A 23,744-nucleotide genomic window follows, 5' to 3' on the forward strand; every position below is an offset into this window, starting at 1 on the left:
AGCTTGATTGTATTTTTGTTTGTATACGTCAATTCCTTTTTACGCTTGTGCATTGAGACGCAGCACGGTCAGTTTCTTTACCTTCTGCTGAATGCGCCTGATCGTCTCGTTTGTGTAGTAGGACGTGTATTCAGTCTGACACCGCGGGCACTTGATGTAATGCTGCCGCACCCCGTTGTCATGCTTTCCAACCTTTGAACATCCTTTGATATGAAGCTTGGTTCCACAGTGATCACATACGCAGGTTTGATGTTCTGTTGCCAAAGCCTCCATCCTCCTTTGCGGTCTTCCTACTGTGACAGGGCGCACACAGCGGCTGCCAGTTGGAAGAATCCCAAAATAGTTTTTTATCTCCTTTATGCGGTTTGATATGGTCAACGACTGTCGCGGGAACCCTCCTCCCCTTCTTCATACAGGAAGCACAAAAAGGATGCTTTGACAGGTACCCCTGTCTTGCCTTTCGCCATTTGCTGTCATACCCCCGGCGGGCAGCTGACTCCCGGTATTGATCATAGGCTGGCTTTGTCCGCTTGTGCTGTTCGCAGTATCCTTCCCGGGTGAGAGTCGGACAACCTGGTTCATTGCAGGGCTTTAATGGTTTAATCATTTTCATCCCCCCTAAAATAAAAAAGCCCACATGGAAAAAATCCGTGGGACTTTAATTATCCAATTCTCGGCATTCAACCCCGTCACCAATTTTATATAGTTTACGCAGAAATTTCTCTACAACCTTGATGAACTCTAAGCAAAATTCTTCATTAAGTACTATACTACTATGTCTGCTTTCAGTCACATTCTTCAGTTCATTAACTGCATTTCTAACTTTAGTAGGGCTCTTTGTTTTATCTATATCTCCACCACAATGAACAATGCAATTTCTTATCTGGTTGGCATTCATTATAAAATGCCACTCCTTAGTGTCATCAGGAAAATCTTTTTTCATGACTTTTTTAATAAACAAGGAAGCCCTTTGTATACCATTTCCCTGTAAATCATCTAATTTAATACCTGTCTCATCTGGTTGATTACATAGCTCTATAATCTTCTCCTCCAGAAACGAATAAACACTTATAAATAAAGAATTCCTCATTATTGCAGGAAAGTTATCTCTAAATTGAGCCATCTCATCATAGTGAAAATGAATAAACTCTTCTTTATCTTCATCACTTTCTTCTCTAAAAGCCTCATCAAATTTATAAAGCTCGCTCCTTAAACTGCTCTCGATGTATTCCGCATATTCTTCAAATGTTTGTAGCTTTCCACTAATAAAAAAGTGAAACCTAATATTGCTAATTTTATTCATAATCACTTCTCCTTTGTACCTAATAATAACCTGTCAGGAGTTCCAATGTAATTTTATTTTGATATTAGCACCCATCCATTCTAAGTTTTCACTGTACCCAATATTAAAAAGCATCCTTGAAAAGGATGCTGAATTATTTTAGCAATGTTTGCCCAAGGTTATTATGCAAATAATTTATTAATGGTGTCCAATAATCATCTTCCTTAAACTCAAAAATGGTACAGTTCTCGTTTATTTTTATCTCAAACTTAATGAGATCAGGATATAAGGTACAAATTATTTCCGCCCTCTTTTCAAGTTCTTGGGACAAGGCTTCAATTTGATTACTATAATACTGAGATTCATTATGGTCTATTTCTCTAATTTGTTTTTCGCTTACCAGAGTATTAAATTTCTCGGATAGTTCTTCAAGCTCCTTATCATTATCCTTCAGAACTTTCACAGCATACTTTTTCATTGTTGGAGTTTCCACTTCTTTTTCCGCAAAAAACAGACCACGATTACTGAATATATTATCAACAGTAGAAAATCTTTCACTCAAACTATTTTTCATCTATAATCTCCCCTCTCCCTGACTACTTACCTTCGACAAAGAGAATTTCAATTCTTTTATGAACACTGTCTTTAAATTTGACCCAATACCATATTAACCGATCTAAAACAAAACAGAGTGCCAACGTTGTGCCAGAATTGTGCCACTGTTAAACCCTGGCATTTCTCTCCTCAACATTCATATTAACCATAAAGGTCTGGTTCATCACAGTAATGGAATTCATCTTCAACTGGTTTATTACAATGTTCGCAACAGAACCAGTAACCCCATTCCCCAAGTAAAGTATATGAGCTTAAGGAATCTTCACATTGACAAAAAGCATTTCCCGCATACAATTCATCTCCCCCCTTTATTCTTCATATACCAATAATACCACGGTTATCCACATTATCCACGAATTAACCATATCTTATATTGTGTCCAATTCACGGAATCGCTGAACCCTTTGCCCTGCATTGTTTTAAGCCATTTCTTCAAAATGAGTCATACACTTTTTCATTATGGTTAACTCGTTAAAATTGGCAAAAAAACTCATCCGTTTTGAAGACAGATGAGCTTACAAGCTGAATACATCCATTGTCTGGTCCATTGTATCTTGAGTGATCCCGATATATCTAAGCGTCACGTCCGGGCTGGAATGGTTGAATATCTCTTGCAGTAGAGCAACGTCTTTAAATTTTTTATAGTGCCAGTAACCGAACGTTTTTCTCATAGTGTGAGTACCGATACCGTCAAGCCCGACGTATTCCGCAGCCTCTTTCAATATGTTGTATGCCGTACTTCTGCTGATTGGCTTATTAAGGCCTTCACGGCTCTTGAACAAAAATTCCTGGTCATCTTTATCTTTAATGTAATCGGCCAGCGCCTTTTTTAGTGCCTTATTAATTTTGATCCGTTTTTGCTTGCCCGTTTTCTTCTCCCTTAAATCAATATACATTCGCTTCGCGTCGCGGACTCTTAAACGGAGTAAATCGGATATACGTAAACCTGAGTTGATTCCGGTGACGAAAAGCAGATAGTTTCTTTCGCTCGGTTCTCTCAGGAACTTCTTAATATAATAAATCTGGTCCATGTCCCGGATAGGCTGCACAAAATTCATTATGAAGCACTTCCCTTCACGTACACTTCTTCTTTCAATGCAAAAGCAAGATTGTAAAAAGCGCGCGATTTTATTCGGAAGTATGTGCGCGGGTTTAACCCGATTTCGTTGTAAACCTCATAATCGAAACGGTGATCCTGTAACATATACCTCATGATGATGATCTGCCGTTCAATTGCCGGCAAACGATTCACAGCCTTTTGAATTTTTGAAAGAAAGGCATTTCGTTCCTGTTCCATTTCTATTCTTTTGATGGCCGTATCTTCGGTAGATGAATGAAACGCGTTTGTATTTGACGGTGGAACGATGTTGAACCCTGCCTTTACTTTAGGCAGCAGATCATCCGGCACTTGCAAAAGAACCACTTTATAATTATCCATTAGGTTTTCAATTTTCTTTTTCGTCGCTTCTCTATCGATTTCGGGTAATTGAAATAGCATGGTTTTTTCCTCCCTTTTATTTACGCTTATAAGCGCCGCCTTTGCCTCTTTTAAGAATCTACTTGTTTTGTCTCTCCAAAAGCTCTCAGAGCGTTCCTGCGCTTTTTCAGGGCGCTTTCTTTTGTTGGGTTTCAAGTCCGTTTCTCCTTTCGCTAACCGCCACCGGGAAAATAAAAAACGGACACCAAACAAACAGCGATATGCTGGAAGTTCAGTGTCCGCAGGCATTCCGTCTTGGACTTTATTAAGTTTATTCTTCTATAAACATCTTTTTATCACAAAGTTCCTCTATTTTTATTATCTTTGTTTCTGTGCATAATTTAGGATTCGAATTATTCCCTAATAAAATTAATTCCTTGTTAATGGCATGTAATACATACCAATTTCCTTTATCATGACTCTCCTCACTTGTTGGAGTGTTGTGATGACTTTCTTGTTCAGATTCTTCTTTTATAAAAATATGTTTTTCTTTTGACCATTCAATTAACTTAGATACCGGCTTCATTAAAGCTGGAATTGGTAAAGAGAAACTAAAGGACAAAACCAGTATAGCAATTAGCTTATCTACCTGGTTCTCCCCTTCGATATTTCCAACAATAAGCCCATTTAAAGCAAAATAGAAAATGCTTAAACAAATAACAAAAGCAACAGCAAGGAGACACCTGGCCCAATACTCTTTGAAAAAATTTAAAAATCTTGAATCGACTTTGTTATTAACAAGAAATATCAGCAAGAATAATAGTTCCCCCAAAAAAACAGCAACTGTACTTACCAAAGTAGATGAATTTGTTTCGGCTGTCCATTTTGGTACACCAGTCAAATTTACTATAGAAAAGAAAACCGACGTCCAAAATGCTGTTTGCCAAAGATGACTCCAGCTCATTAATAAAAACAATCTCTCTTTAGAGAAAAGCTTCTTTTCAAAAATATTTGCAGATAAGAGAGTGATTGGCCTAAATGTTATAACAAAAATGTAAACCAAGATACCCGCAGCAGCTATATAACCAGGTAATCCAATACTTTTTAGAAGACTAAACACATCCATAATTTCTCCACCTTTAATTAATAGTCACATTTTAAATCGACAAATTATGGGTTTTTTTTAGTTGTTTAGGGAATTTGCATTTAATTCACATTCTCCCAAGCATTTAGTGCACTATTTCATCGCTCATTCTCCTTCCCGGCTCATACCTCAATTGATTCAAAATATTTTCTTGTGATATTTTTTCTAAAAACTGTTCTAAGACCTTTCAAAGTGCCGTAATAAACAATTTCATAATCGCTGTTCACTTTTTTTATTGCATATCCTTTTTTGTACATATCATCCCATTCAGCGTTATTTTCACTGCAATAATAATAATTTCGATAAGGCTTATTTGAGTAATCAAGACCGAAAGAATGTTGTAATTCACCTATTTGGTAACCCGTTAAATCTGCGCCTAATTCCATTCTTATTAACCTTTCTCGCGCCCGTCGCACCTATATTTTTTAATTTGTCAGCATTGGCATGATCACCATAGCGAAGAACAACCCGGCAACCCCGAGCGCTGGCAATAAATAAGATTGTTTTGGAACATATGCGACATTGCCCTTAATCGCCAGCCCATCCGTGCGCTTAATAATCGATCTCACGTATTCCGGGTGAAGCTCGTACTTCTCGGCCAGCTCGTCAATTGTCATCATGTTATCCGGTTGCGCTTTGATTGTGTGGAGAAAAACAGACTGTAAAAGTGTCATTTTGGGGCACCTTCTTTCTCAATGGAATCCCAATTAAACGTCTCAAGAATTATAAGCAACCATTGAACTTTTGGTACTCTCCAAGCTGTCATAGCGTATGTGTATACCTTTTTTGTGTAATGGTGTTGATTTTGTTTGATATGTTCCTTTGCTTCTTTTTTTGTCAGAAACATAGTATTAGGTACAATGAAAGATTCTTCTATTTCAAAGATCGGGTAAGTGTCATCATTCATATTTTGATCTATCCATTCCAACATTTCGCTTTCATCGACCAGGTCATAGATTCCTCTAAGCTCTTCCAACATTTCTTCTGTGTCATGTTGTATTTATCTTCAAGAATGTCTTCAACTGAAGACTGGACGGAAGAAGAACTTGAAGAAATAGAAAAATTTAAAGCCTATGTAAGATCAATTAGAAATAAGGAGAAGTGATTAATGTACGAGGCTCTTCTTAATGAATGCACTAGAGAGAGAATCATTGTAGAAGAAAAAGTTATAAAAGGGGCAATTATGGGCCTCTATGCTAATAATGTGATTTGGATAAACAAGAGAATTAAAGATCAGACTAAAAAAAGCTGTGTTTTAGCTGAAGAACTCGGCCACCACTATACTACCTTCGGAGACATATTAGATCAATCAGATATCCAGAAGAAAAAACAAGAATTAAGAGCGCGCTGGTGGGCTTATGAACAGCTTGTTCCATTAAATAAAATAGTGCAAGCACAAAAAGAAGGAATAACCAACCGTTTTGAACTCGCTGAATATCTCGGGGTTACAGAGAATTTTCTTCAGCACGCTTTAGATCGTTATAAAGCGAAATATGGAATCTGTACTTTGTTCAATGGACACCGGATATTTTTTGCCCCACTTCGTGTAGGGTAAGGAGAGATTTTATGGCAAGCTTCCAAAAGAGAGGGAAAACATGGCAATATTGCGTGAGTGCAAAACCGAAGCCAATCCGTAAAGGCGGATTTAAAACAAAAAAAGAAGCTATGATAGCTGCTGCCGAGGTTGAGGCTAAATTAAGCAAAGGCGTCGCTTCCGTTGATAAAAAAACTATTCCATTTGATGAATACTTTAAAAGCTGGGTGGATGTTTATAAGGATGACATAGAAGACATAACTCTTAGAAGTTACAATACCACACTCCAAACTATTACAGATAATTTCCCCGGGAAGTACATTCATGAAATAAGCAAACGTGAATATCAAAAATTTTTGAATGATTTTGGATCGAAACATGCTAAACAAACAGTGCGAAAGCTTAACACACATATAAGAGCCTGTGTACAAGAAGCGATTGAAGAGGGAATTATTCAGATTGACTTCACAAGAAAAGCCAAAATAGCCGGCAAAGTAGAATCAAAACGGCCCGAGGAAAAACATTTGAATTATTCAGAGAGTCGATTGCTACTGAATGAGCTATATGTTCGGAAGGAGCGATCTATTGGGTATTACTTGCTTATCCTTGCTCTTACATCGGGAATACGATTCGCCGAATTGATCGGCTTAACTAAAGACGATTTCGATTTTGAATCGAATGAAATCACAATCGACAAAACATGGGACTATAAAACAGGAAAAGGATTTACTTACTTCTACAAAAAATGATCCTTCAAACAGAGTAATTAAAATGGATTCCAAAACAATGAGCCTGTTCAAAAATTTGTTTGAAAGAATACCTGACACCGAGCATGGCCTTATTTTCATTAGTCCCAATAACAAACGGAAAGTTCTTACAAACGAATTCGTTAACAAAATAATTGCGAAAAACATTGAATGACTTAAAGATTGAACCTGTAACGATTCATGGTTTAAGGCACACTCATGCCAGCATACTTCTATACAAGAAAATATCCATTTATTATGTGTCGGAACGGTTAGGACATGCTAGTATTGATACGACCCTTAAATATTATGCACATGTGGTGAAAGAACTTCGAGAAGAAGATACACAAAACACACTCGAATTGTTTGAACAAATGCTGGCCCTCGAAAAAGCGATCGCGTAAAAAGCCGTGTGCAAAATTTGTGCAAAATGAAATAAAATAATAACGTTTTTTATCGCTTTCTTAGGTTTCCGATAAGCCCGCTAAAATAAAGAAAAACCCTTACGCAGCAAGGGTTTTCAACTCATTTAGGCTTTATTAATCTAAATCTATCTAATGCTTATGACGCGCTCGGAGGGATTCGAACCCCCGGCAGACGTGGTACCGGAAACCACCGCTCTATCCAACTGAGCTACGAGCGCATAATATTATTTTTTAACGTCAGCAATTTATATTATAAGGGCTTATCTGCAAGAAGTCAATCACAATATCTTTAACAATCATTGCCGGATGGCTCCGCCCTCTACCTGTGCTTCCAAGGAAATCCCGATTTGCTTGAAGGATTTTTGCCGGATTGTTTGAATTTATTTCAAAGTGGGAAAAATAAAGTCCAGTATGTCTTTTGTTAAGGGCTGCTTTTTGTTTGACCTTTATTGACCAAAAATGTATGATTAAACTACATACTTACCTTTTAAGGTGAAGGAGGAGCATTATGAATTTAATACCTACAGTCATTGAACAGACGAATCGCGGGGAAAGAGCGTATGACATTTACTCACGCTTGTTGAAAGACCGGATCATTATGCTGGGCTCAGCAATCGATGACAATGTTGCGAACTCCATCGTATCACAGCTTTTATTCTTAGAAGCTGAAGATCCTGAAAAAGATATCAGCATTTACATTAACAGCCCCGGCGGCTCCATTACAGCCGGTATGGCGATTTATGACACAATGCAGTTTATTAAGCCGCAAGTCTCTACGATTTGTACGGGAATGGCAGCATCTATGGGTGCGTTCCTTCTTGCAGCCGGCGAGAAAGGGAAACGCTATGCCCTTCCAAACAGTGAAGTCATGATTCACCAACCGCTGGGCGGAGCTCAAGGTCAAGCGACTGAAATTGAAATTGCGGCAAAACGCATTCTTTCATTGCGCGACAAGCTGAACAAAATCCTTGCTGAGCGCACAGGACAGCCGCTTGAAGTGATTGAGCGCGATACTGACCGCGACAACTTCAAAACAGCTGAAGAAGCAAAAGAATACGGCTTGATTGATAAAGTGCTGACACGCAATATCGATGCACAGAAGTAATCAGGTAAAAGAGCTGCCGGATGTTCCGGCAGCTTTTTTTATGGGCCAAACGGGCTGTCATATTCCATCCGCTTTGCCGTTTGCCATGCTGTTTTTTCTCCGAGGAGCCGTTTTACGATGTGAAAAGACATATTAATGCCCGCTGAAATTCCGCCTGAAGTGACGATGTTTCCTTCATCAACAAATTTCACATCACGAATCACGTGTACTTCAGGGTATTCTTGCTCCAGCCTGTCATAGCTCGCCCAATGCGTCGTCGCGCTTTTTCCGTTCAGCAAGCCGGCTTCTGCCAATAGGAGGGCTCCCGTACATACGGATAGCAGGAGCTCCACGGAAGCGGCCTCTTTTTTGATCCAGCTGATCAGCCTCTCATTATGAATCTCGTGATTTCTCACCCCGGAACCGCCCGGAATGATTAAAATATCAAAACGCGGAGCATTATCGATCGAATAATCAGAGATGACGGTAAGGCCGTTACGCGCCGCTACTTGTCTGCCCGTCTCCGAAACCGTTTTGACGTCAAACGGACGATCTCCCCCGCCGTCCGCTCCAGCAGTCACTGAAAACACTTCAAACGGACCGGCAAAGTCAAGCACTTCCACCTCATCAAACAGCAGCAAGCCGACATTCCATTTCTTCTTCATCCGCTCTGCCCCCATTTCCTTATGTAATCAAATCAATTAAAACCCTTTATAAATCCTTCCACTTTTTCTCTAGCACCGGATAATGATAATCATTCATCTTCCCGATCAATTCATCAGGACTTTCGGAAGCGTGAATCAGCTGAAGGTGTGAGTCGTTTGAAAAGCCTTCTTGAACGCTGTACTTCAGCATTTGCATAAGCGGTTTAAAGTAGCCGTTCACATTGTAGAGTCCTATCGGTTTCTGGTGGATGCCGATTTGCGCCCAGCAAAGCACCTCAAACAGTTCTTCAAATGTGCCGAACCCGCCCGGCATCGCGATAAAGCCATCGGCCAATTCGCTCATTTTCGCTTTGCGCTCATGCATGCCGCTCACTTCAATCAGCTCTGTCAATTGTTGATGGACAATTTCCCCTTTAAAAAGGCCTTTCGGCATCACACCGATGACTTCTCCGCCATGTTCCAGGACGGTATCCGCAATCACGCCCATTAATCCCATTCTTGATCCTCCGTATACAAGACTCAGCCCTTTTTCAGCAATATAAGCCCCAAGCTCCCCCGCTTTTTTTCTGTATTCCGGATTCGTTCCCGTGTTTGATCCTGAGTATACGCATACCGTTTTCATCCCGTTCACTCCAACTCAATATATTGATTAAAACAATTAACATTGTACTATATATCGTTTGTTCCGTGTGAGATAATATAATAGAATTTTTCGAATGGGAGTGTTTTATGATGTTAACAAATGCGGAACAATGGACAAAAGCATTTTATCAAAAAAGAGGGTGGAGCGAATACGGACCTTTCATCCGCATGGGTTTTCTAATGGAGGAGACAGGTGAACTGGCAAGGGCTGTTAGGACATATGAAATCGGGAGAGACCGTCCGGACGAAGCGAAGCGGCCCGCATCTGAATTAAAACAGGAGCTTGTCGAAGAAATGGGCGATGTCATGGGAAATTTGATCATGCTTGCTAAAATTTATGACGTTTCTTTGGAAGAAATGATGGAATCCCATCGCAAAAAATTGACGGAAAGATTCGCGGGTCAGCATGAAGATTGTTGACCGCCTTTACGGAGAAGCTGATCTGGAACCTGTCTTAAGAGATTTAATCGGCTCAGGAAGCGTTCAGCGGCTAAAAGCAATCCACCAGGGCGGAGCGGGCTTTCTCGTCCATCCTGTATGGAACATCAGCCGCTATGAACACAGCGCCGGCGTCATGCTTTTGATTCGAAAGCTTGGCGGAAGCCTGAAGGAGCAAATAGCCGGCTTGCTTCATGATGTCTCACATACCGCCTTTTCACATGTTGCTGACGATGTATTTCAGATGGAAGATGAGGATTATCATGAGCGCGTTTTTGAAAACTGGGTCAGAAACTCTGATATACCAGATATTCTTCATACATATGGATTCACCAGCGAAGAGATTTTATATGACGTCCAAAAATGGACATTGCTCGAACAGCCCGCTCCGGCTTTATGTGCAGACCGCATCGATTACACGCTTCGTGACTCTTTTGCATACGGGTTTGCAGATCAAGAGGACATTAGGTCATTTTTACGGACAGGGCTGACCGTTTTTGAAGGGGAAATTTGCTGCACTTCCGCGGAACACGCTGAATGGTTCGCTCGCCTTTATTATAAAGAAGTCGTTGATTTTTTTATGGACCCCCTCAATGTATATGCGCTCTTTACACTCAGCCAAATGCTGAGGGAGGCCCTTGACACGCATTTGATCAGCAAACAGGATTTTTTCAAAACGGACGGGGAACTGCTTGCGATCTTGAAGCAAAGAACCTCCTTTAGGGACAAGCTTGAAAAACTCAGCACGGCGAAACGGCGCATCAAAAAAGGAGACAAAGACGATTTCACGATTCATAAAACATTAAAGTTAAGATGGATCGATCCAAAAGTCGTCGCTAACGGCTCTAAAGTTCCCGCCTCCGCCCTGTCAGAAAACGTCCGCTTGATGAAAGAGCAGGCGGTTGCCGCAATGAAAAAAGGAGTATATGTAAAAGCGGCCGAATAAAAACCGCCAGTTTCGGAGTACCCGAAACTGGCGGTTTCATTTGCTACGTCACATCAAATATTTGCTCAGGCCTGTCAACAAAATGCTTTTTGCCAATCTTATGAAACAGCCCGGTTTTATGAAGCAGCTCGCGGGGCTGCGGCTGAAGGCCGACGATCATGACTTTGCCGTTTTGCTGGTGAACACGATTGACAATCGTCATCAGACTGCCTTCTGCTGAAGAATCCATATAGTCTACTTTATTCATCATCAAAATTAATAGTTTTGGCGGATGCTGTTTATCCAAAATCGAATCCTCTAATGAATTTGACGAACCAAAGAACAGCGGACCTTCAACAGTATAGATGCTGACTGAACGGTGAAATTTCTTTTCTTCCGCTGAAGCCGCCGCCTGAACAATCGATTCTGACGCATCTTTCTTAATCCGGAACGATTGGCTCATTCTGGCGATAAAGGTGATGATCGCCAGCAGAATCCCGGCGGCTACGCCAAATACAAGATCTTGCCATACCGTTAAGAGGAAGGTGACGACAAGGACGACCGAGTCTGAATTTTTAATTTTCAAAATATTAACGAACTCTTTCCGCTCACTCATATTCCAAGCGACAATCATCAAAATCGGCGCCATGCTCGCAAGCGGAATAAGAGAAGCATATGGCGCAAACAGCAGCAGAACCAATAAGACAAACAAGCCATGGACGACTCCTGAAACAGGAGAAGCAGCGCCCGTCTTAATGTTTGTCGCCGTCCGGGCAATCGCGCCGGTCGCCGGAATCCCGCCGAACAGCGGCGCCGCCATGTTTGCAATGCCTTGTCCAACCAGCTCTTTATTGCTGTCATGCCTTGTGCCTTTCATATTATCCGCCACCATCGCGGAAAGCAATGACTCAACCCCTCCGAGCATTGCAATCGCCAGCGCCGGAGGAAGCAGGTACACGATCTTTTCAAATGACAATTCCGGAAACTGAAAGCTTGGCAAACTGCGCGGGATTTCTCCGTATGCAGAGCCGATCGTTACCACATGTTCAGGAAACAGCATGGCCGCCATTACCGTCGATACTAAAAGACCGGCCAGTGCTCCAGGGACTTTCGGCAAAACCTTCGGTGTGAGCAGCACGAAGAAGAGTGATACGACAGCTGTCAATATGCTGTAAAAGCTGAGGGAATCTAAGTTGATGACGATCTCCCTCATATTCATATAGAAGCTTTCATGCTTCTCAACATCTTTTAAACCTAAAAACTTTGCGATTTCTCCGGTGAAAATGATCACCGCTATCCCAGCCGTAAACCCGATAATGACGGGACGGGGAATAAACTTTATTATTTTTCCGAGCTTGAAAAGCCCTAATATAACCAATATCGCTCCAGCCATAAAGCCGGCAATTAGCAGATTTTCAAATCCATATTGCAGCACGATTCCGAACAAAATCGGCACAAAGGCGCCAGTAGGCCCGCCAATCTGGTATTTTGATCCTCCAAGAAGAGAAATTAAAATACCGGCGACGATCACGGTATAAAGACCGTGCTCCGGCTTAACACCTGACGCAATGGCAAAAGCCATGCCAAGCGGAATGGCGACTACACCTACGACCATCCCAGCAACAATATCTTTTTGAAACCGTTTAAAATTATACCCTTCAAATCTGCCTGAAAAACGTAGCATTCATCTAACCCTCCCCATCATGACCATCCCATTTCCGGAAGTGAAACATCTTCCTGAGAATAACCATTTTCTACAACATCCAAACGGCCGGTCTTTGGATCGATCACCAATCCATGCACGGGAACATCTGACGGCATCAACGGATGATTCCGCACCATTTTCACACTGTGGCTGACACTGTCTTCAACACTGTCAAAGCCTGTCATCCAAGAATGCAAATCAATGCCGGCATTTGTCAGCAGTTCAAGACAGTCATCTTCCACTCCCCGCTGTTTGGCCTTTTGAAGGATAGATGAAGCGTTTAGACTTGCCATGCCGCACTCATGATGGCCGATGACACAAACTTCCTCTGCTTGCAGTTCATAGACGGCCACAATAATGCTGCGCATCACGCTTCCAAAAGGATGAGAAACAACGGCCCCCGCATTCTTGATGATTTTTGCGTCTCCATTTTTTAAACCCATGGCATGATGAAGCAGCTCCAACAAACGTGTGTCCATACATGTCAAAATCACAAGTTTTTTCTCAGGAAATTTCGTCGTTTCGTAAAACTCGTACCCCTTTTCCTCAACAAAAGACTGATTGTGCTTCAAAATGGAAGATAAATTAGCCATTTTTCTCTCACTCCTTTTCATAGTCATATGACCTTGATATTGTTACAGACGCATTATAGCACATGGATTTCGCGTTTGGATTTGATTCAAAAAATTCACTGAAAATGTACTGAAAATTTAAAAAAATCCTTTTTTATATCTTTCTAAAATAATAAAATCTACACTTTTCTTCACCTATAAAAACACAATTGGAAACGAATTAGGATATCAAATATTTGGATTTATAGTCATAATCATGTATTAAAATAAATAAAAAAAGTTCAATAACCGTCTATGAAATTGAAAAAACCAGCAATTGATCTAATAGTCCCGCATTTTAATAGTTGAATTTCTGAGATTTTTGTAAAATTCGTTTTTCCTCTATAATGGCAGTAGATCGTATTTACGGAAGGAGAATGCAGATGAAGCCGTTTGTATACGTAACCAAACCGATCCCGAAAGAAATTGAAGAGCTTCTTGCCGAACATTGCACATATGAAATCTGGCCGTCGCGCGAGCGTATCTCCAGGGAGACTCTGCTTCAAAAAATCAGGGAGGCTGAAGGCCTTTTAACATCCGGAACAAAAATTGACCGTGAATTATTATGCAATGCGCCGAAATTAAAAATCGTCAGCAACAATTCTGTAGGCTATGACAATTTTGATATTGACGCGATGAAAGAGAAATCTGTCATCGGCACACATACCCCTTATATCCTTGATGATACAGTCGCAGACCTCGCCTTTGGACTGATTCTTTCTTCAGCGCGCCGAATCGCCGAGCTGGATCGCTACGTCCGTGATGGCAAATGGACCAAGTCCGAGGATGATGAAACGTTGTTTGGAAGCGATGTTCATCATCAGACGCTCGGCATCATCGGAATGGGACGGATTGGCGAACAGGTCGCCAAACGGGCTGCATTCGGCTTTGACATGGAGGTTCTTTATTACAGCCGCAGCCGCAAACCGGATGCCGAGGAGAAAACGGGCGCCATATATACAGATTTCAATCAACTTTTAGAACGCTCAGATTTCATCGTCCTGATCACGCCGCTGACAGATGAAACATACCATCTCATTGGAGAACGCGAACTTAAGCAAATGAAAAGGTCCGCTATCTTCATTAATATCTCCCGCGGGCAAACCGTTGACGAAAAAGCTTTGATCAAAGCGCTGCAAGAGGGATGGATCAAAGGCGCGGGGCTTGATGTATTTGAAAAAGAGCCCATTGCCGGGGACAATCCGCTCGTAAGCTTTCCCAATGTGACGCTCGTTCCCCACATAGGCTCATCTACCCTCGTCACCCATGTCAACATGCTGGAATGCGCCGTCAAAAACCTGATTGACGGTCTGGAAGGCAGACAGCCGAAAAATATCGTGAAGGAATTGAAATAGCCATTAGAAACTTTCGCTCTATGCCCGAAATGTTTTGCCAAGTTCACTTCCTAATCCAAAATAATGTCTGAAATTATAAATTAAAGGACTCCATTTTTCAGGATCAATATGGTTTTCCCCCTTGATGATCCGCTCATGTGCATGAACGTGCAGCACCTTTGTTTCAATGGCGGCGAAGAATGGGGAATGTTCAGGAATGCGAATATTTGCGGCTTCCGCTTCGATTTGGATCGGACATTCAGTGATCCTGTCGGGATTTACCGAATGTGAAGCGGCCGGCGTTAAACCGCTTGCCGCAAATTTTTCTTTAAGATATTTGAAGCCGACCCGCTTTTTTTCTTCAGAGACAGGCTGCTTGCCAGTGAAGGAAGCCAGTTTTTCTACATGTCTCCACAAAGAAGGATCAGGCACATTGATGACGCATTGTTTTTGCCTCTGCATGTTTTCAAACGCTTTTCCTCCGGTGCTGACTCCAAGCACGATGCAGTCTCCGAGCGCCCAGGAAGATGACAGCGGGCTGAGGTTTGTGGAACCATCTTCATTGAGCGTACTGAGCAAAATGACAGGCGTCCCGTAATATAAAATACTTGGCTGAATGTCTTTGATTTTTTGATTCATCTCTATCCCTTCCTTTCATGATTTCATTGTAAATCATCAATATTTCAATTATCATCGAAGTATCGATTACATTTTGGAGGAAACGAGATGAATGCCAATCCGAATATTGCCGAAGTTGCCAAGCTTGTCAGTGATCCTTCACGGGCAGCCATTTTAACCGCATTGCTCGATGACCGCTTTTATACAGCGACTGAGCTTGCCGGCTGTGCAGGAATCAAACAGCAGACAGCCAGCTTCCACCTTGCCAAATTGGCGGATGCGAATATGCTGATCAGCCAGAAACAAGGCCGGCATCGCTATTACCGTCTAAAAGATTCAAACATTGCGCAAGCGCTGGAGAGCCTGCTGAACATGGCGCCGCCCGCCGAAATTCGGTCCTTCCGGCAGTCCGCTGAGGATAAAGCGATCAGAAAAGCACGGACATGCTATGATCATCTCGCTGGAACCCTCGGCGTTATGCTGACGGAGCGTTTGGTGAACATGGAGGTTTTGAAAGGAGAAGAACAGGACTTCACTGTCACTGAAAAAGGCGCCGCATTTTTCAAGGAACTGGGCATCGACATTCAAAATGTCAAAAGAAAGCGCCGCTCCTTTTGCCATCGCTGTCTCGATTGGAGTGAAAGGCGGCATCATCTTGCCGGCGCTTTAGGTGCCGCATTGCTGGACGCTTTCATCCGCATGGACTGGATCAAGCGCCGGCCGCAGACAAGGGCTGTCACCATCACACCTAAAGGTAAGAAGGAACTTGAACGTGTTTTCAATATTTCTATAGAAAAAGAACTGATTCAGTCTTGAACCAGTTCTTTTTTTATTAAATATCCATGTTTTTCAAAACGGCCCGTTCATAAACTTTTCTGGTGATCATATAATAAATGGCCTGGAAGAGAAAATAGACGCCGATGACGATCACTGCACTGAAAAACAGATTGGAGCTGAGCATATTGCTGAGGGCTTTATACGCAAACGCGGCATGTATAGTGCCGACGAGAAACGGTATAAAAAACAGAAAGCCCATTTGTTTTCCGAGAATCGCGCGGATTTCCTTTTTTGTGACACCGATTCTTCTTAACGCAAATACTTGTATTCTCGTATCTTCGATTTCTGTGAAAAGCCGCAAATACATCATGCTTCCTTGCACCGCGAAAAACACAACGCTGACAAACAGACCGATAAACAAGGTAAGCGCCGTCGCCTGCTTCATGATCTGATAGCCTGGCGCTCTGACTTGAAAAGAATCTTGGTGTTCTTTCGGCACCATGTTTTCCAGCTTCTCAGACACCTCGACTTGATGTTCCCAATCGGAAAGCTCGTATCCCAGCACTCTCATTTTTTTGTTGAGAGGAACGCTTTCGGCGGCTTGATCATACGTTTCCTGGTCGACGACAACTAATTTGCTCGCCCTGCCCCTGCTGAAAAGAACCCCTTTGTTACGGTCTTTGCCCATCGTTAAGGTCATCTTCTTTTCGCCTGCGGTTTGAATCTCCGTCGTCTCTCCAGATTCAAAAAATGTTTGATTGCCGTAAACAAACGGAAAGCTGATAAAGGCTTCCCCTTTTTTGAGGTGTGCGGGTGGAAGGTTCTTTTCCTCGGCTGCATCATTATAGTCTTTTTCTGAGATCATCAACCCTTCATCATCTTTTGTTTTCCATTTCATGCGATCTGATTTGAATGAAACAGGAATCCCTGTCACATCGACCCGATACTCGACAGCGGCTCCCGCATCTTTCAGCGCACCCTCCACCTCGTCCGGTTTGATAACATGATATGCAGACGCATCTTGCTCAACCCAAGAGATGGCCTGCGGAATGCCGGTTTCCCCCTGATTTTTCAGATCAGCGTAGAACATATAGATGACACCAGTCGCAGTTAAAATGACAGCGGTGATGATCGATGTCAAAAACAGCATCCGCGCATAATCTTTCAGACGAAACATGATATTCGAGCGGGTGATGATGTTCGTTCCTTTATAAAAACTCGATTTATGCTTATACAGGCTTCGGAAAATCGCCACACTGCTCTGCGTAAAAAAGAAATAGGTCCCGATCAGCACAAGGATCAAAATCGGAAACACCCGAAAGATCATATCAATGATCCCGGCCGTAGCCGCGAGGGTATAACACCCGGCTAAACAAATGACGGAAAGGACTGTTAGCCATTTCGAATAGACAGGCATTCCCTTCGGCTGTTGTGCAGCTTTCAGCAAATCAATGATCTCAAGCTTCCGAATCCGTGTCAATGAAATGATGGTCAGCGTCTGAAACAGGATGATAAAGCCGACCGCCGTAATGACAAGGGCTTTCGGAACAATCGTAAACCCAATCGGAGCTTTCACATCCATCAGAGCCGTCATCGCCATGAAGAACAGTCTGGAAAATAAAAGCCCCACACCGATCCCCGCTGCAATCGAAATGAAAGAGATGATCGTCTGTTCATAATAAATCATTTTCCGCAGCTGATATTTTGACGTCCCAAACATGCTTAACAAACCAAATTCTTTTTTTCTGGCCTGCAGAAAAGCGGAATTCGAATACATAATAAAAAAGATGGAAAAGACGATGATGATCACTTCAGCCGCATAAAGGCAGACTTTTACAATTTCACCTCCGTAGATTTTATCCTCTGTTACATCAGGATGGTAAATAAACGAAGAAAAAATAAAAAACACGGAAACGGCAAACACGCAGCTTAAAAAATATGCCATGTAGCGCTGGAGGTTGCCTTGAACATTTTTACGGGCGATGACTCTCATGTTCATGGAAATCACCTCCCAATACACTCACCGTGTCAAGGATGCTTTGATAAAAATCCTGGCGGTTTGTCCCTTTGCGAATTTCAGAGAAAAATTTGCCGTCCTTTATGAAAATGATCCGTTCACAAAAGCTCGCAGCTGTCGGGTCATGGGTAACCGTTAAAATCGTCGCATTTTTTTCGCGGTTCAGCTTTGTCAACGAATCCATGACTTGTTTGGCTGATTTTGAATCAAGGTTTCCTGTCGGCTCATCCGCCAAAATCAAGGCCGGCTCATGGATCATCGCGCGGGCACATGCCGCTCTTTGCTGCTGTCCGCCCGACACTTCGTATGTGCGGTGATTGAGAATATGATCAATTTGAAGTGTTCCGGCCAAATCCATCAGCCTGGATTCCATTTCTTTCTGCCTTACCTTATCAAGAGCCAGCGGCAGAAGTATGTTTTCCCGAATCGTTAACGTCTCTAGCAGGTTAAAATCTTGAAAAATGAAACCGAGCTCACGTCTGCGAAATAAAGCCAGTTTTTGGTCCTTCAGCTTTGCCGGATTCGTTCCGTTAATGATCAAATCACCGTTTGTCGGTTTGTCTATCGTTGCCAGAAGGTTGAGAAGCGTTGTTTTTCCGCTACCCGAAGGACCCATCACGCCTACAAATTCTCCCTTCTCGACAGATATATTAAAATTGTCCAGCGCCTGATGCGAAAAACCGCCTTTTTTTGAAAAATACATTTTTGATAAATGCCTTGTTTCGAGTACGTTCATTGCTTCCTTCTCCTTTTTTCTTTCATTATAAAAAGGAGTCAACATATCTCCCATCGAATTTCCTTGCAAATCAGGCGGCTAACCTTACAATTTTGTCACATTGCCATGGAGGGTGCTGCTTGAAAATGTCACCGTTATGGCCGTTCCTTTTCCGGGTTCTGAAGCCGCACTCAGCTCATGGCCCAAATAGCGGCAGATTTCTTTCGATAAATAGAGCCCCATTCCTGTCGCTTCCTTTTGTGTCCGGCCGTTTTCCCCGGTGAAAAAAGGATCAAACACACGCGGAAGGTCATGAGCGGGAATCCCGATGCCGCGGTCAATAATCGAAATAGCAGTCCTGTCTTCCTTTTTCTCTACCAAACATTCAATCTCTGCACCCTTATTTTGAGGTGAATATTTTAACGCATTGTAGACGATCTGCTGAAAAACGACTCTCAGCCACTTTTGATCACTGTATATGTATACGGAATCGTCCGCTGTCTTGAGCTTTGGAAAGATGCGCCTTTTAATGAATTGTCTTTTCTCTTCGTTGATGATGTCCCTCAGCAATTTGACGACATCTATTTTCTCAGCCTTCAAGTCAATGGAAAAATGGTCCAGCCTCGCCATATGAAGCATCATATCTAAACCGTATCGAAATCGTTCATTCTCTTCTTCTATATCATTGAGCAGTGAACGGATATGCTGGATATCGGACTGTTTTTTTCCATCTTGAATCAAAAGCGAAATAACGGACACAGGCGTTTTCATATGATGAATCCACTGATTTGTAAAGTGAACATGCTGTTGGCGCTGTCTTGAAAAATGGGCAAGCTTTTCGCGGTATTCTTTATTGATGTCAGAAATAAGCGCTGTCCACATCTCTTGCTCTTCCGTCTGCGGGCGATAAGCCTTTAATGCTTCTCCAGTTTGCATGGATGAGACATCAGCCTGCTGTTTTTTTAACTGGAGTAGAAACGCACGCTGCCTCCCGTAATCAATCGCAAAGCCTGATATGAGAAAGGCAGCCGTCAAGATAAACACATAACAGATATTCGCTCCTGAAATGCCGCCTCCGCTTTCAAACACACCGAGTGCTGCGGCCGCAACGACAAAGCCTGTGCCCAGCAAAGAAAACAGAATGAGCCAGGCCCGATCCTGCAAATATATCTTGATCATCCTACTCATCCTTCCAATTGCTTAAAAACCTGTATCCATGTCCCCGGACGGTCGCGATAGCATTCTCAAGCCCCAGCTCCCCAAGCTTCTTACGCAATCGGTTCACATTAACGGTCAGTGTATTGTCATCCACAAATTCTATTTCATCCCACAATGCTTCAAGCAGTTCATCCCTAGTGACAATTCGGTCATGCTCCTTTACAAAGATGAACAGCAGCTGAAACTCTTTTTGCGAAAGGGATATCCGCCTGCCCTGCCATTCCGCTTCAAATTTTTCAGGATAGATATACAGGCCGCCAAGTTCCATCACCTGCGCTTCTTGATGGACGGCTGCCGAGTATTCTCCGTATGTGCGGCGAAGCGCGCTTTTGATTTTGGCGTGAACAACTTCAAGGTGAAACGGCTTTGTGATATAGTCGTCTCCGCCATGTTCAATCGCCATCACCTGATTCAATTCATCGGTCCGCGCAGAAATAAAAATGATCGGCACATTTGAAACGGCCCGGATCTGCCTGCACCAATAAAAGCCGTCAAAATACGGGAGATTGATATCCAATAGAACCAAATCAGCCCCTTTTTCAATAAACTCCTGTTTGATCTGGTCATATTTTTCCACCGCATTCACTTCATAGCCGTATTTATGTAAATGATCATACAAGATGGAAGCAATCCGCTCATCATCTTCCACGATTAATATTTTATACATGTTTGTCACCCTTCATGGAAAAAGTTCGAAAATATGATTATAATAAAAATTGATTTTTGACATGCTGTTGCAAACGATTCAATATGATTATAGACGATAGATGGAAATGCGGCTCATTAAATCCCATGAAGACATTTATTTTCTTCATGTTTAAATTATAAAGTCTTAATTAGAGGAGGACTTTATCCGTGAAAAAACTGTTGACATCGCTCGCGCTGGGAGTCATTCTCACGTTGGGCTTTCTGGCGGGCATCCTGCCTCCAAGTTCGGCTGACGGGCCGCAGACAGCAGACGGCAGCTCTGTTCAGACAGACAGCATCATCAATACCTTTGAAAGTGTCGCCGACTACATTGTGAAATACGGCAGGCTGCCTGACAACTTTATCACCAAAGCCGAGGCGGCAAAATTAGGGTGGGAACCGCAAAAAGGAAACCTGGCCGAAGTCGCGCCGGGGAAAAGCATCGGCGGCGATATTTTCAAAAACAGGGAAAAGCTGCTGCCTGATGCAGAAGGACGGGTATGGAGAGAAGCCGACATCAACTATACATCGGGCTTCCGCGGGTCGGACCGGATCGTCTATTCAAACGACAGGCTGGTCTATAAAACGACAGACCACTATAAAACTTTTACTAGAATGAGATGATAGCATGAATAAAGTAATCTTAAACGGAGAATCAATATTAAGCATATCAGACCTGCACAAAGAGCTGAAAGAACAGCTTGGGCTCCCGGATTATTACGGCGAAAACCTTGATGCGCTATGGGATTGCCTGACGGGCTGGGTGAACATGCCCTTGGTGATCGAATGGAAACATGTTGAGAAGAGCCGTGTATATTTAGGTGATAAAGCATCTGCTTACTTGCAGCTTTTTCGCGAAGCAGAGGAGGAGCTGGACGGCTTTCAGTTCAAGACAGATGAGTCATCACAGCAAAATCTATAAATCGGCGGCCGGCCTCTCAGCCGCCGGTTCCTGCAGCAATTGCAGGAACGAGCGGGCGCTGGAGCAGTACGCCCGCTTATTTTTGCGGAATTCGGACAGGCTCTTTGGCGCCCCCCCCTGCTTTCGATAAAGCTTGCGGCAGATCGCTCGGAATCCGCTGATTCAGTCAAAAAATGCTTGGTTGAAAATGGTGGCAAATTTCCCGTCTTCCACCTTTTCTTTCGTGATACCGCTGTCTGTATGTTTTGTGAAGTGGTCTTTTGACAAAATGATTTTTCCGTCTTTTGTCAGCTTCGAAGCGAGCGGATGTTTATTAAATGGTGATGCTTCATCATCGAAAATCGCATCGCGAACCCTTGCAAGCACTTTTTCATCGATTGGCTTCATCGCAAATGCATAGCCCGTCTGCCATCCTTCCCCTTTATCCATTTCAAGAAGATAATCCCCTTTATCCGTCTTCACCTTTCTGATGCGGTAAGCACCTGTTTTTGAAGCGACGGTTTCCCCTGAAAACGGAACAGGTGCAAGCGGAAGATTGATGCCAAACCCGGTGTCGAGGAGATACGTTTCATTCTCTTTCTGAAGAATAACGGCGATATGTGTCCCCGTCAGCGCCCACGCTCGTTCTTGCTGATTGAAGACCGTACCTTGGACCATATGAACAGAAAAACCGATCTCCTTCAGAATGTAATAAAGAAAGGCGTTTAAGTCATAGCACAAACCGCCCCTCTTTTTGTTCAAAAAGGCATCTGTCAGAGCATTTTTCGTCATCGGTGTCCGTTCATTGTTTAAAACCGCGCCATTTTCAAAAGGGAACTGCAAAGCCAGCAAAGACAAAAACTCAGGCAGATCCGCAAATGTCACAGATTTAGTTGGGCGGTATCCGATCCTTTCATACAGCGAGTCGAGCTGAATCGTCATGATGATTCTCCTTTCACTTTGAATAAAAAGCCAAACCCCAGAGAGGTTTAGCTTTTTTCCTGAACATATGCAGTCAATACATCAAGGGCATCTTGTTCATCAGTTCCGTCGGCGATGAGCGTGACCTCTGACCCCGAACTGACAGCAAGACTCATCAGCCCCATAATACTTTTTGCATTTACTTTTTTATCTCCCTTTTCCAGAAAGATGTCTGATTGAAAGCGGTTGGCTTCCTGAACAAACAATGCCGCCGGCCGAGCCTGCAGTCCTGTTTTTAAAAGGATTTCCACTTTTTGTTGAACCATACGATCTCCCCCATTCCCTGCAATTATTTTAAAGAGACAGATTGTCCTGAACGCAACTGTTCAGCTATTTCATCCAATTTTCTGAGGCGGTGATTGATGCCCGATTTGCTGATTTTTCCGCTGGTGACCATTTCCCCTAGTTCCTTTAAAGTCACTTCCTGATAATCGATGCGAAGCTGAGCGATTTCCCTCAGCTTTTCCGGCAAAGCATCAAGACCGATTTTTTCATCAATGAATTTAATATTTTCTACCTGTCTGAGCGAAGCGCCGATCGTCTTGTTTAAATTAGCTGTTTCGCAATTGACGAGGCGGTTCACCGAGTTTCTCATGTCGCGCACGATCCGGACATCTTCAAAGCGAAGCAGGGAATTATGCGCGCCGATAACATTTAAAAATTCAGTGATCTTCTCGGCTTCCTTGAGATAAGTGATATATCCTTTTTTCCGCTCCAGCGTTTTGCTGTTCAAATGAAAAAGGTTCATGAGCCTGCATAATGAATCATTATGCTCTTTGTACAACGAAAAAATTTCGAGATGGTACGAAGATGTCTCCGGATTATTGACAGAACCTCCGGCCAAAAACGCTCCTCTCATATAAGAACGTTTGCAGCATCTTTTCTTGACAAGGTCTTCTGAGATGTTTCTGGCAATCACAAAGTTGCCTCCGAGAATTTTTAAATCTTCGAGAATGAATTTTGCGTTTTCGATCAGACGCACGATGTACACATTGTTTTTTTTCAGTCTCATTTTCTTTCGAACCAACAGTTCGACGGATACTTCATATTGCTTTTTGAGCAATGTATAAATCCTTCTTGCGATGGCCGCGTTCTCGGTTTGGACATCGAGAACCACTTTTCGGTTTGAGAAAGACAATGAACCGTTCATCCGAATGAGGGCAGATAGTTCCGCATTAGCGCAGCAATCCTTTACTTCAAGGTTTGTAAGTTCTTTTTTGGTTTCCGATGCAAATGACATTTATAGACACCCCCATTCCAAGG

32 protein-coding genes and 1 tRNA gene are annotated in these 23,744 nt (G+C 42.7%); 10 read left to right on the forward strand and 23 right to left on the reverse strand.

What is annotated here, in order from left to right; genetic code table 11:
* Positions 1–39: 39 nt before the first annotated feature.
* From RBH91_RS19210 to RBH91_RS19255, 10 genes are all read right to left on the reverse strand, one after another.
* Complete coding sequence (locus RBH91_RS19210; protein ID WP_307892578.1) at positions 40–264, reverse strand: hypothetical protein; 225 nt, start codon at positions 262–264, stop codon at positions 40–42.
* Entirely contained in the window at positions 233–607 is a 375-nt protein-coding gene (locus RBH91_RS19215; RefSeq protein ID WP_307892579.1) for an HNH endonuclease signature motif containing protein, read from the reverse strand. Before RBH91_RS19215 ends, RBH91_RS19210 begins: the two co-directional genes overlap by 32 nt.
* A 51-nt stretch (positions 608–658) precedes the next feature.
* Positions 659–1,303: a hypothetical protein gene (locus RBH91_RS19220; RefSeq protein WP_307892580.1), complete on the reverse strand. Its 645-nt coding sequence runs from the start codon at positions 1,301–1,303 to the stop codon at positions 659–661.
* Positions 1,304–1,436: 133 nt separating this feature from the next.
* Positions 1,437–1,856 (reverse strand): hypothetical protein, encoded by a 420-nt coding sequence (locus RBH91_RS19225; protein ID WP_307892581.1) that lies wholly within the window; start codon positions 1,854–1,856, stop codon positions 1,437–1,439.
* 556 nt (positions 1,857–2,412) lie between these two features.
* Positions 2,413–2,955: a site-specific integrase gene (locus tag RBH91_RS19230; protein WP_307892582.1), complete on the reverse strand. Its 543-nt coding sequence runs from the start codon at positions 2,953–2,955 to the stop codon at positions 2,413–2,415.
* Complete coding sequence (locus tag RBH91_RS19235; protein WP_307892583.1) at positions 2,955–3,395, reverse strand: ArpU family phage packaging/lysis transcriptional regulator; 441 nt, start codon at positions 3,393–3,395, stop codon at positions 2,955–2,957. The genes RBH91_RS19230 and RBH91_RS19235 overlap by 1 nt, the downstream gene beginning before the upstream one ends.
* Positions 3,396–3,645: 250 nt before the next feature.
* The gene (locus RBH91_RS19240) at positions 3,646–4,440 is read right to left on the reverse strand and encodes a hypothetical protein (protein ID WP_307892584.1); all 795 of its coding nucleotides are present in this window, start codon (positions 4,438–4,440) and stop codon (positions 3,646–3,648) included.
* Between the two features lie 140 nt (positions 4,441–4,580).
* The gene (locus RBH91_RS19245; protein ID WP_307892585.1) at positions 4,581–4,844 is read right to left on the reverse strand and encodes a hypothetical protein; all 264 of its coding nucleotides are present in this window, start codon (positions 4,842–4,844) and stop codon (positions 4,581–4,583) included.
* 39 nt (positions 4,845–4,883) lie between these two features.
* On the reverse strand, positions 4,884–5,132 hold the full coding sequence (locus RBH91_RS19250) for a hypothetical protein (RefSeq protein ID WP_307892586.1): 249 nt from the start codon (positions 5,130–5,132) through the stop codon (positions 4,884–4,886).
* The gene (locus tag RBH91_RS19255; protein WP_307892587.1) at positions 5,129–5,437 is read right to left on the reverse strand and encodes a hypothetical protein; all 309 of its coding nucleotides are present in this window, start codon (positions 5,435–5,437) and stop codon (positions 5,129–5,131) included. Before RBH91_RS19255 ends, RBH91_RS19250 begins: the two co-directional genes overlap by 4 nt.
* Positions 5,438–5,566: 129 nt before the next feature.
* Here RBH91_RS19255 and RBH91_RS19260 point away from each other — a divergent pair, with 129 nt between their 5' ends.
* The 3 genes from RBH91_RS19260 (at position 5,567) to RBH91_RS19270 (ending at position 7,142) form a co-directional block, all read left to right on the forward strand.
* On the forward strand, positions 5,567–6,013 hold the full coding sequence (locus RBH91_RS19260; RefSeq protein WP_307892588.1) for an ImmA/IrrE family metallo-endopeptidase: 447 nt from the start codon (positions 5,567–5,569) through the stop codon (positions 6,011–6,013).
* Between the two features lie 11 nt (positions 6,014–6,024).
* Positions 6,025–6,741: a site-specific integrase gene (locus RBH91_RS19265; protein WP_307892589.1), complete on the forward strand. Its 717-nt coding sequence runs from the start codon at positions 6,025–6,027 to the stop codon at positions 6,739–6,741.
* Between the two features lie 164 nt (positions 6,742–6,905).
* Positions 6,906–7,142, forward strand: coding sequence for a tyrosine-type recombinase/integrase (locus RBH91_RS19270; RefSeq protein ID WP_307892590.1), 237 nt, complete (start codon positions 6,906–6,908; stop codon positions 7,140–7,142).
* A 163-nt stretch (positions 7,143–7,305) separates the two neighbouring features.
* Here RBH91_RS19270 and RBH91_RS19275 read toward each other — a convergent pair.
* Positions 7,306–7,381 (reverse strand) — tRNA-Arg (locus RBH91_RS19275).
* A gap of 290 nt (positions 7,382–7,671) precedes the next feature.
* On the opposite strand from RBH91_RS19275, the gene clpP reads away from it, so the two are divergent.
* Positions 7,672–8,268 carry an ATP-dependent Clp endopeptidase proteolytic subunit ClpP gene (clpP, locus tag RBH91_RS19280; RefSeq protein ID WP_003185550.1) on the forward strand — a complete coding sequence of 199 codons (597 nt, stop codon included), beginning with the start codon at positions 7,672–7,674 and terminating at the stop codon, positions 8,266–8,268.
* 38 nt (positions 8,269–8,306) lie between these two features.
* On the opposite strand, the gene RBH91_RS19285 is transcribed toward clpP, so the two are convergent.
* Together RBH91_RS19285 and RBH91_RS19290 are read right to left on the reverse strand one after the other, a co-directional pair.
* A complete protein-coding gene (locus RBH91_RS19285) occupies positions 8,307–8,912 on the reverse strand; it encodes a DJ-1/PfpI family protein (protein ID WP_307892591.1) in 606 nt (201 codons plus the stop codon).
* 46 nt (positions 8,913–8,958) lie between these two features.
* Entirely contained in the window at positions 8,959–9,534 is a 576-nt protein-coding gene (locus tag RBH91_RS19290; RefSeq protein ID WP_307892592.1) for an LOG family protein, read from the reverse strand.
* 107 nt (positions 9,535–9,641) lie between these two features.
* Here RBH91_RS19290 and RBH91_RS19295 point away from each other — a divergent pair, with 107 nt between their 5' ends.
* On the forward strand, positions 9,642–9,974 hold the full coding sequence (locus RBH91_RS19295) for a MazG nucleotide pyrophosphohydrolase domain-containing protein (protein WP_307892593.1): 333 nt from the start codon (positions 9,642–9,644) through the stop codon (positions 9,972–9,974).
* Positions 9,961–10,938 (forward strand): HD domain-containing protein, encoded by a 978-nt coding sequence (locus tag RBH91_RS19300; protein WP_307892594.1) that lies wholly within the window; start codon positions 9,961–9,963, stop codon positions 10,936–10,938. The genes RBH91_RS19295 and RBH91_RS19300 overlap by 14 nt, the downstream gene beginning before the upstream one ends.
* Before the next feature lie 43 nt (positions 10,939–10,981).
* On the opposite strand, the gene RBH91_RS19305 is transcribed toward RBH91_RS19300, so the two are convergent.
* Both RBH91_RS19305 and RBH91_RS19310 read right to left on the reverse strand, forming a co-directional pair.
* Entirely contained in the window at positions 10,982–12,601 is a 1,620-nt protein-coding gene (locus RBH91_RS19305; protein WP_307892595.1) for a SulP family inorganic anion transporter, read from the reverse strand.
* A gap of 17 nt (positions 12,602–12,618) precedes the next feature.
* Positions 12,619–13,236, reverse strand: coding sequence for a beta-class carbonic anhydrase (locus tag RBH91_RS19310; protein ID WP_404802455.1), 618 nt, complete (start codon positions 13,234–13,236; stop codon positions 12,619–12,621).
* A 380-nt stretch (positions 13,237–13,616) separates the two neighbouring features.
* On the opposite strand from RBH91_RS19310, the gene RBH91_RS19315 reads away from it, so the two are divergent.
* Entirely contained in the window at positions 13,617–14,588 is a 972-nt protein-coding gene (locus RBH91_RS19315) for a 2-hydroxyacid dehydrogenase (RefSeq protein ID WP_307892597.1), read from the forward strand.
* A gap of 18 nt (positions 14,589–14,606) precedes the next feature.
* Here RBH91_RS19315 and RBH91_RS19320 read toward each other — a convergent pair whose 3' ends face one another.
* Positions 14,607–15,206 carry a flavin reductase family protein gene (locus tag RBH91_RS19320; protein WP_307892598.1) on the reverse strand — a complete coding sequence of 200 codons (600 nt, stop codon included), beginning with the start codon at positions 15,204–15,206 and terminating at the stop codon, positions 14,607–14,609.
* Positions 15,207–15,293: 87 nt separating this feature from the next.
* On the opposite strand from RBH91_RS19320, the gene RBH91_RS19325 reads away from it, so the two are divergent.
* A complete protein-coding gene (locus RBH91_RS19325) occupies positions 15,294–16,001 on the forward strand; it encodes an ArsR/SmtB family transcription factor (RefSeq protein WP_307892599.1) in 708 nt (235 codons plus the stop codon).
* A gap of 16 nt (positions 16,002–16,017) precedes the next feature.
* Here RBH91_RS19325 and RBH91_RS19330 read toward each other — a convergent pair whose 3' ends face one another.
* The 4 genes from RBH91_RS19330 to RBH91_RS19345 form a co-directional block, all read right to left on the reverse strand.
* On the reverse strand, positions 16,018–17,961 hold the full coding sequence (locus RBH91_RS19330) for an ABC transporter permease (RefSeq protein ID WP_307892600.1): 1,944 nt from the start codon (positions 17,959–17,961) through the stop codon (positions 16,018–16,020).
* On the reverse strand, positions 17,936–18,715 hold the full coding sequence (locus RBH91_RS19335; RefSeq protein ID WP_076761162.1) for an ABC transporter ATP-binding protein: 780 nt from the start codon (positions 18,713–18,715) through the stop codon (positions 17,936–17,938). Before RBH91_RS19335 ends, RBH91_RS19330 begins: the two co-directional genes overlap by 26 nt.
* Before the next feature lie 84 nt (positions 18,716–18,799).
* Positions 18,800–19,873, reverse strand: a complete 1,074-nt coding sequence (locus RBH91_RS19340; protein ID WP_307892601.1) for a sensor histidine kinase — start codon at positions 19,871–19,873, stop codon at positions 18,800–18,802.
* Position 19,874: 1 nt separating this feature from the next.
* Positions 19,875–20,579, reverse strand: coding sequence for a response regulator transcription factor (locus RBH91_RS19345; protein WP_076761062.1), 705 nt, complete (start codon positions 20,577–20,579; stop codon positions 19,875–19,877).
* A 242-nt stretch (positions 20,580–20,821) separates the two neighbouring features.
* Here RBH91_RS19345 and RBH91_RS19350 point away from each other — a divergent pair, with 242 nt between their 5' ends.
* A complete protein-coding gene (locus RBH91_RS19350) occupies positions 20,822–21,223 on the forward strand; it encodes a ribonuclease (RefSeq protein WP_307894798.1) in 402 nt (133 codons plus the stop codon).
* Positions 21,224–21,227: 4 nt separating this feature from the next.
* Positions 21,228–21,521, forward strand: a complete 294-nt coding sequence (locus RBH91_RS19355; protein WP_076761064.1) for a barstar family protein — start codon at positions 21,228–21,230, stop codon at positions 21,519–21,521.
* A 162-nt stretch (positions 21,522–21,683) separates the two neighbouring features.
* Here RBH91_RS19355 and RBH91_RS19360 read toward each other — a convergent pair whose 3' ends face one another.
* The 3 genes from RBH91_RS19360 to whiA are packed head-to-tail and all read right to left on the reverse strand — an operon-like array spanning position 21,684 to position 23,721.
* Positions 21,684–22,442: an arylamine N-acetyltransferase gene (locus RBH91_RS19360; RefSeq protein ID WP_076761066.1), complete on the reverse strand. Its 759-nt coding sequence runs from the start codon at positions 22,440–22,442 to the stop codon at positions 21,684–21,686.
* 47 nt (positions 22,443–22,489) lie between these two features.
* Complete coding sequence (locus RBH91_RS19365; protein ID WP_076761067.1) at positions 22,490–22,747, reverse strand: HPr family phosphocarrier protein; 258 nt, start codon at positions 22,745–22,747, stop codon at positions 22,490–22,492.
* A 23-nt stretch (positions 22,748–22,770) separates the two neighbouring features.
* A complete protein-coding gene (whiA, locus tag RBH91_RS19370) occupies positions 22,771–23,721 on the reverse strand; it encodes a DNA-binding protein WhiA (protein WP_076761068.1) in 951 nt (316 codons plus the stop codon).
* Between the last annotated feature and the right edge of the window lie 23 nt (positions 23,722–23,744).

The organism is Bacillus swezeyi (assembly GCF_030908325.1).
Lineage (GTDB): Bacteria > Bacillota > Bacilli > Bacillales > Bacillaceae > Bacillus > Bacillus swezeyi.

Bases quoted from the DNA above. Each gene is read 5' to 3' on its own strand.
- RBH91_RS19215 (WP_307892579.1), bottom strand. From the start codon at position 607: ATGATTAAACCATTAAAGCCCTGCAATGAACCAGGTTGTCCGACTCTC.
- RBH91_RS19220 (WP_307892580.1), bottom strand. From the start codon at position 1,303: ATGAATAAAATTAGCAATATTAGGTTTCACTTTTTTATTAGTGGAAAG.
- RBH91_RS19225 (WP_307892581.1), bottom strand. From the start codon at position 1,856: ATGAAAAATAGTTTGAGTGAAAGATTTTCTACTGTTGATAATATATTC.
- RBH91_RS19230 (WP_307892582.1), bottom strand. From the start codon at position 2,955: ATGAATTTTGTGCAGCCTATCCGGGACATGGACCAGATTTATTATATT.
- RBH91_RS19235 (WP_307892583.1), bottom strand. From the start codon at position 3,395: ATGCTATTTCAATTACCCGAAATCGATAGAGAAGCGACGAAAAAGAAA.
- RBH91_RS19240 (WP_307892584.1), bottom strand. From the start codon at position 4,440: ATGGATGTGTTTAGTCTTCTAAAAAGTATTGGATTACCTGGTTATATA.
- RBH91_RS19245 (WP_307892585.1), bottom strand. From the start codon at position 4,844: ATGGAATTAGGCGCAGATTTAACGGGTTACCAAATAGGTGAATTACAA.
- RBH91_RS19250 (WP_307892586.1), bottom strand. From the start codon at position 5,132: ATGACACTTTTACAGTCTGTTTTTCTCCACACAATCAAAGCGCAACCG.
- RBH91_RS19255 (WP_307892587.1), bottom strand. From the start codon at position 5,437: ATGTTGGAAGAGCTTAGAGGAATCTATGACCTGGTCGATGAAAGCGAA.
- RBH91_RS19260 (WP_307892588.1), top strand. From the start codon at position 5,567: ATGTACGAGGCTCTTCTTAATGAATGCACTAGAGAGAGAATCATTGTA.
- RBH91_RS19265 (WP_307892589.1), top strand. From the start codon at position 6,025: ATGGCAAGCTTCCAAAAGAGAGGGAAAACATGGCAATATTGCGTGAGT.
- clpP (WP_003185550.1), top strand. From the start codon at position 7,672: ATGAATTTAATACCTACAGTCATTGAACAGACGAATCGCGGGGAAAGA.
- RBH91_RS19285 (WP_307892591.1), bottom strand. From the start codon at position 8,912: ATGAAGAAGAAATGGAATGTCGGCTTGCTGCTGTTTGATGAGGTGGAA.
- RBH91_RS19290 (WP_307892592.1), bottom strand. From the start codon at position 9,534: ATGAAAACGGTATGCGTATACTCAGGATCAAACACGGGAACGAATCCG.
- RBH91_RS19295 (WP_307892593.1), top strand. From the start codon at position 9,642: ATGATGTTAACAAATGCGGAACAATGGACAAAAGCATTTTATCAAAAA.
- RBH91_RS19300 (WP_307892594.1), top strand. From the start codon at position 9,961: ATGAAGATTGTTGACCGCCTTTACGGAGAAGCTGATCTGGAACCTGTC.
- RBH91_RS19305 (WP_307892595.1), bottom strand. From the start codon at position 12,601: ATGCTACGTTTTTCAGGCAGATTTGAAGGGTATAATTTTAAACGGTTT.
- RBH91_RS19310 (WP_404802455.1), bottom strand. From the start codon at position 13,236: ATGAAAAGGAGTGAGAGAAAAATGGCTAATTTATCTTCCATTTTGAAG.
- RBH91_RS19315 (WP_307892597.1), top strand. From the start codon at position 13,617: ATGAAGCCGTTTGTATACGTAACCAAACCGATCCCGAAAGAAATTGAA.
- RBH91_RS19320 (WP_307892598.1), bottom strand. From the start codon at position 15,206: ATGAATCAAAAAATCAAAGACATTCAGCCAAGTATTTTATATTACGGG.
- RBH91_RS19325 (WP_307892599.1), top strand. From the start codon at position 15,294: ATGAATGCCAATCCGAATATTGCCGAAGTTGCCAAGCTTGTCAGTGAT.
- RBH91_RS19330 (WP_307892600.1), bottom strand. From the start codon at position 17,961: ATGAACATGAGAGTCATCGCCCGTAAAAATGTTCAAGGCAACCTCCAG.
- RBH91_RS19335 (WP_076761162.1), bottom strand. From the start codon at position 18,715: ATGAACGTACTCGAAACAAGGCATTTATCAAAAATGTATTTTTCAAAA.
- RBH91_RS19340 (WP_307892601.1), bottom strand. From the start codon at position 19,873: ATGATCAAGATATATTTGCAGGATCGGGCCTGGCTCATTCTGTTTTCT.
- RBH91_RS19345 (WP_076761062.1), bottom strand. From the start codon at position 20,579: ATGTATAAAATATTAATCGTGGAAGATGATGAGCGGATTGCTTCCATC.
- RBH91_RS19355 (WP_076761064.1), top strand. From the start codon at position 21,228: ATGAATAAAGTAATCTTAAACGGAGAATCAATATTAAGCATATCAGAC.
- RBH91_RS19360 (WP_076761066.1), bottom strand. From the start codon at position 22,442: ATGACGATTCAGCTCGACTCGCTGTATGAAAGGATCGGATACCGCCCA.
- RBH91_RS19365 (WP_076761067.1), bottom strand. From the start codon at position 22,747: ATGGTTCAACAAAAAGTGGAAATCCTTTTAAAAACAGGACTGCAGGCT.
- whiA (WP_076761068.1), bottom strand. From the start codon at position 23,721: ATGTCATTTGCATCGGAAACCAAAAAAGAACTTACAAACCTTGAAGTA.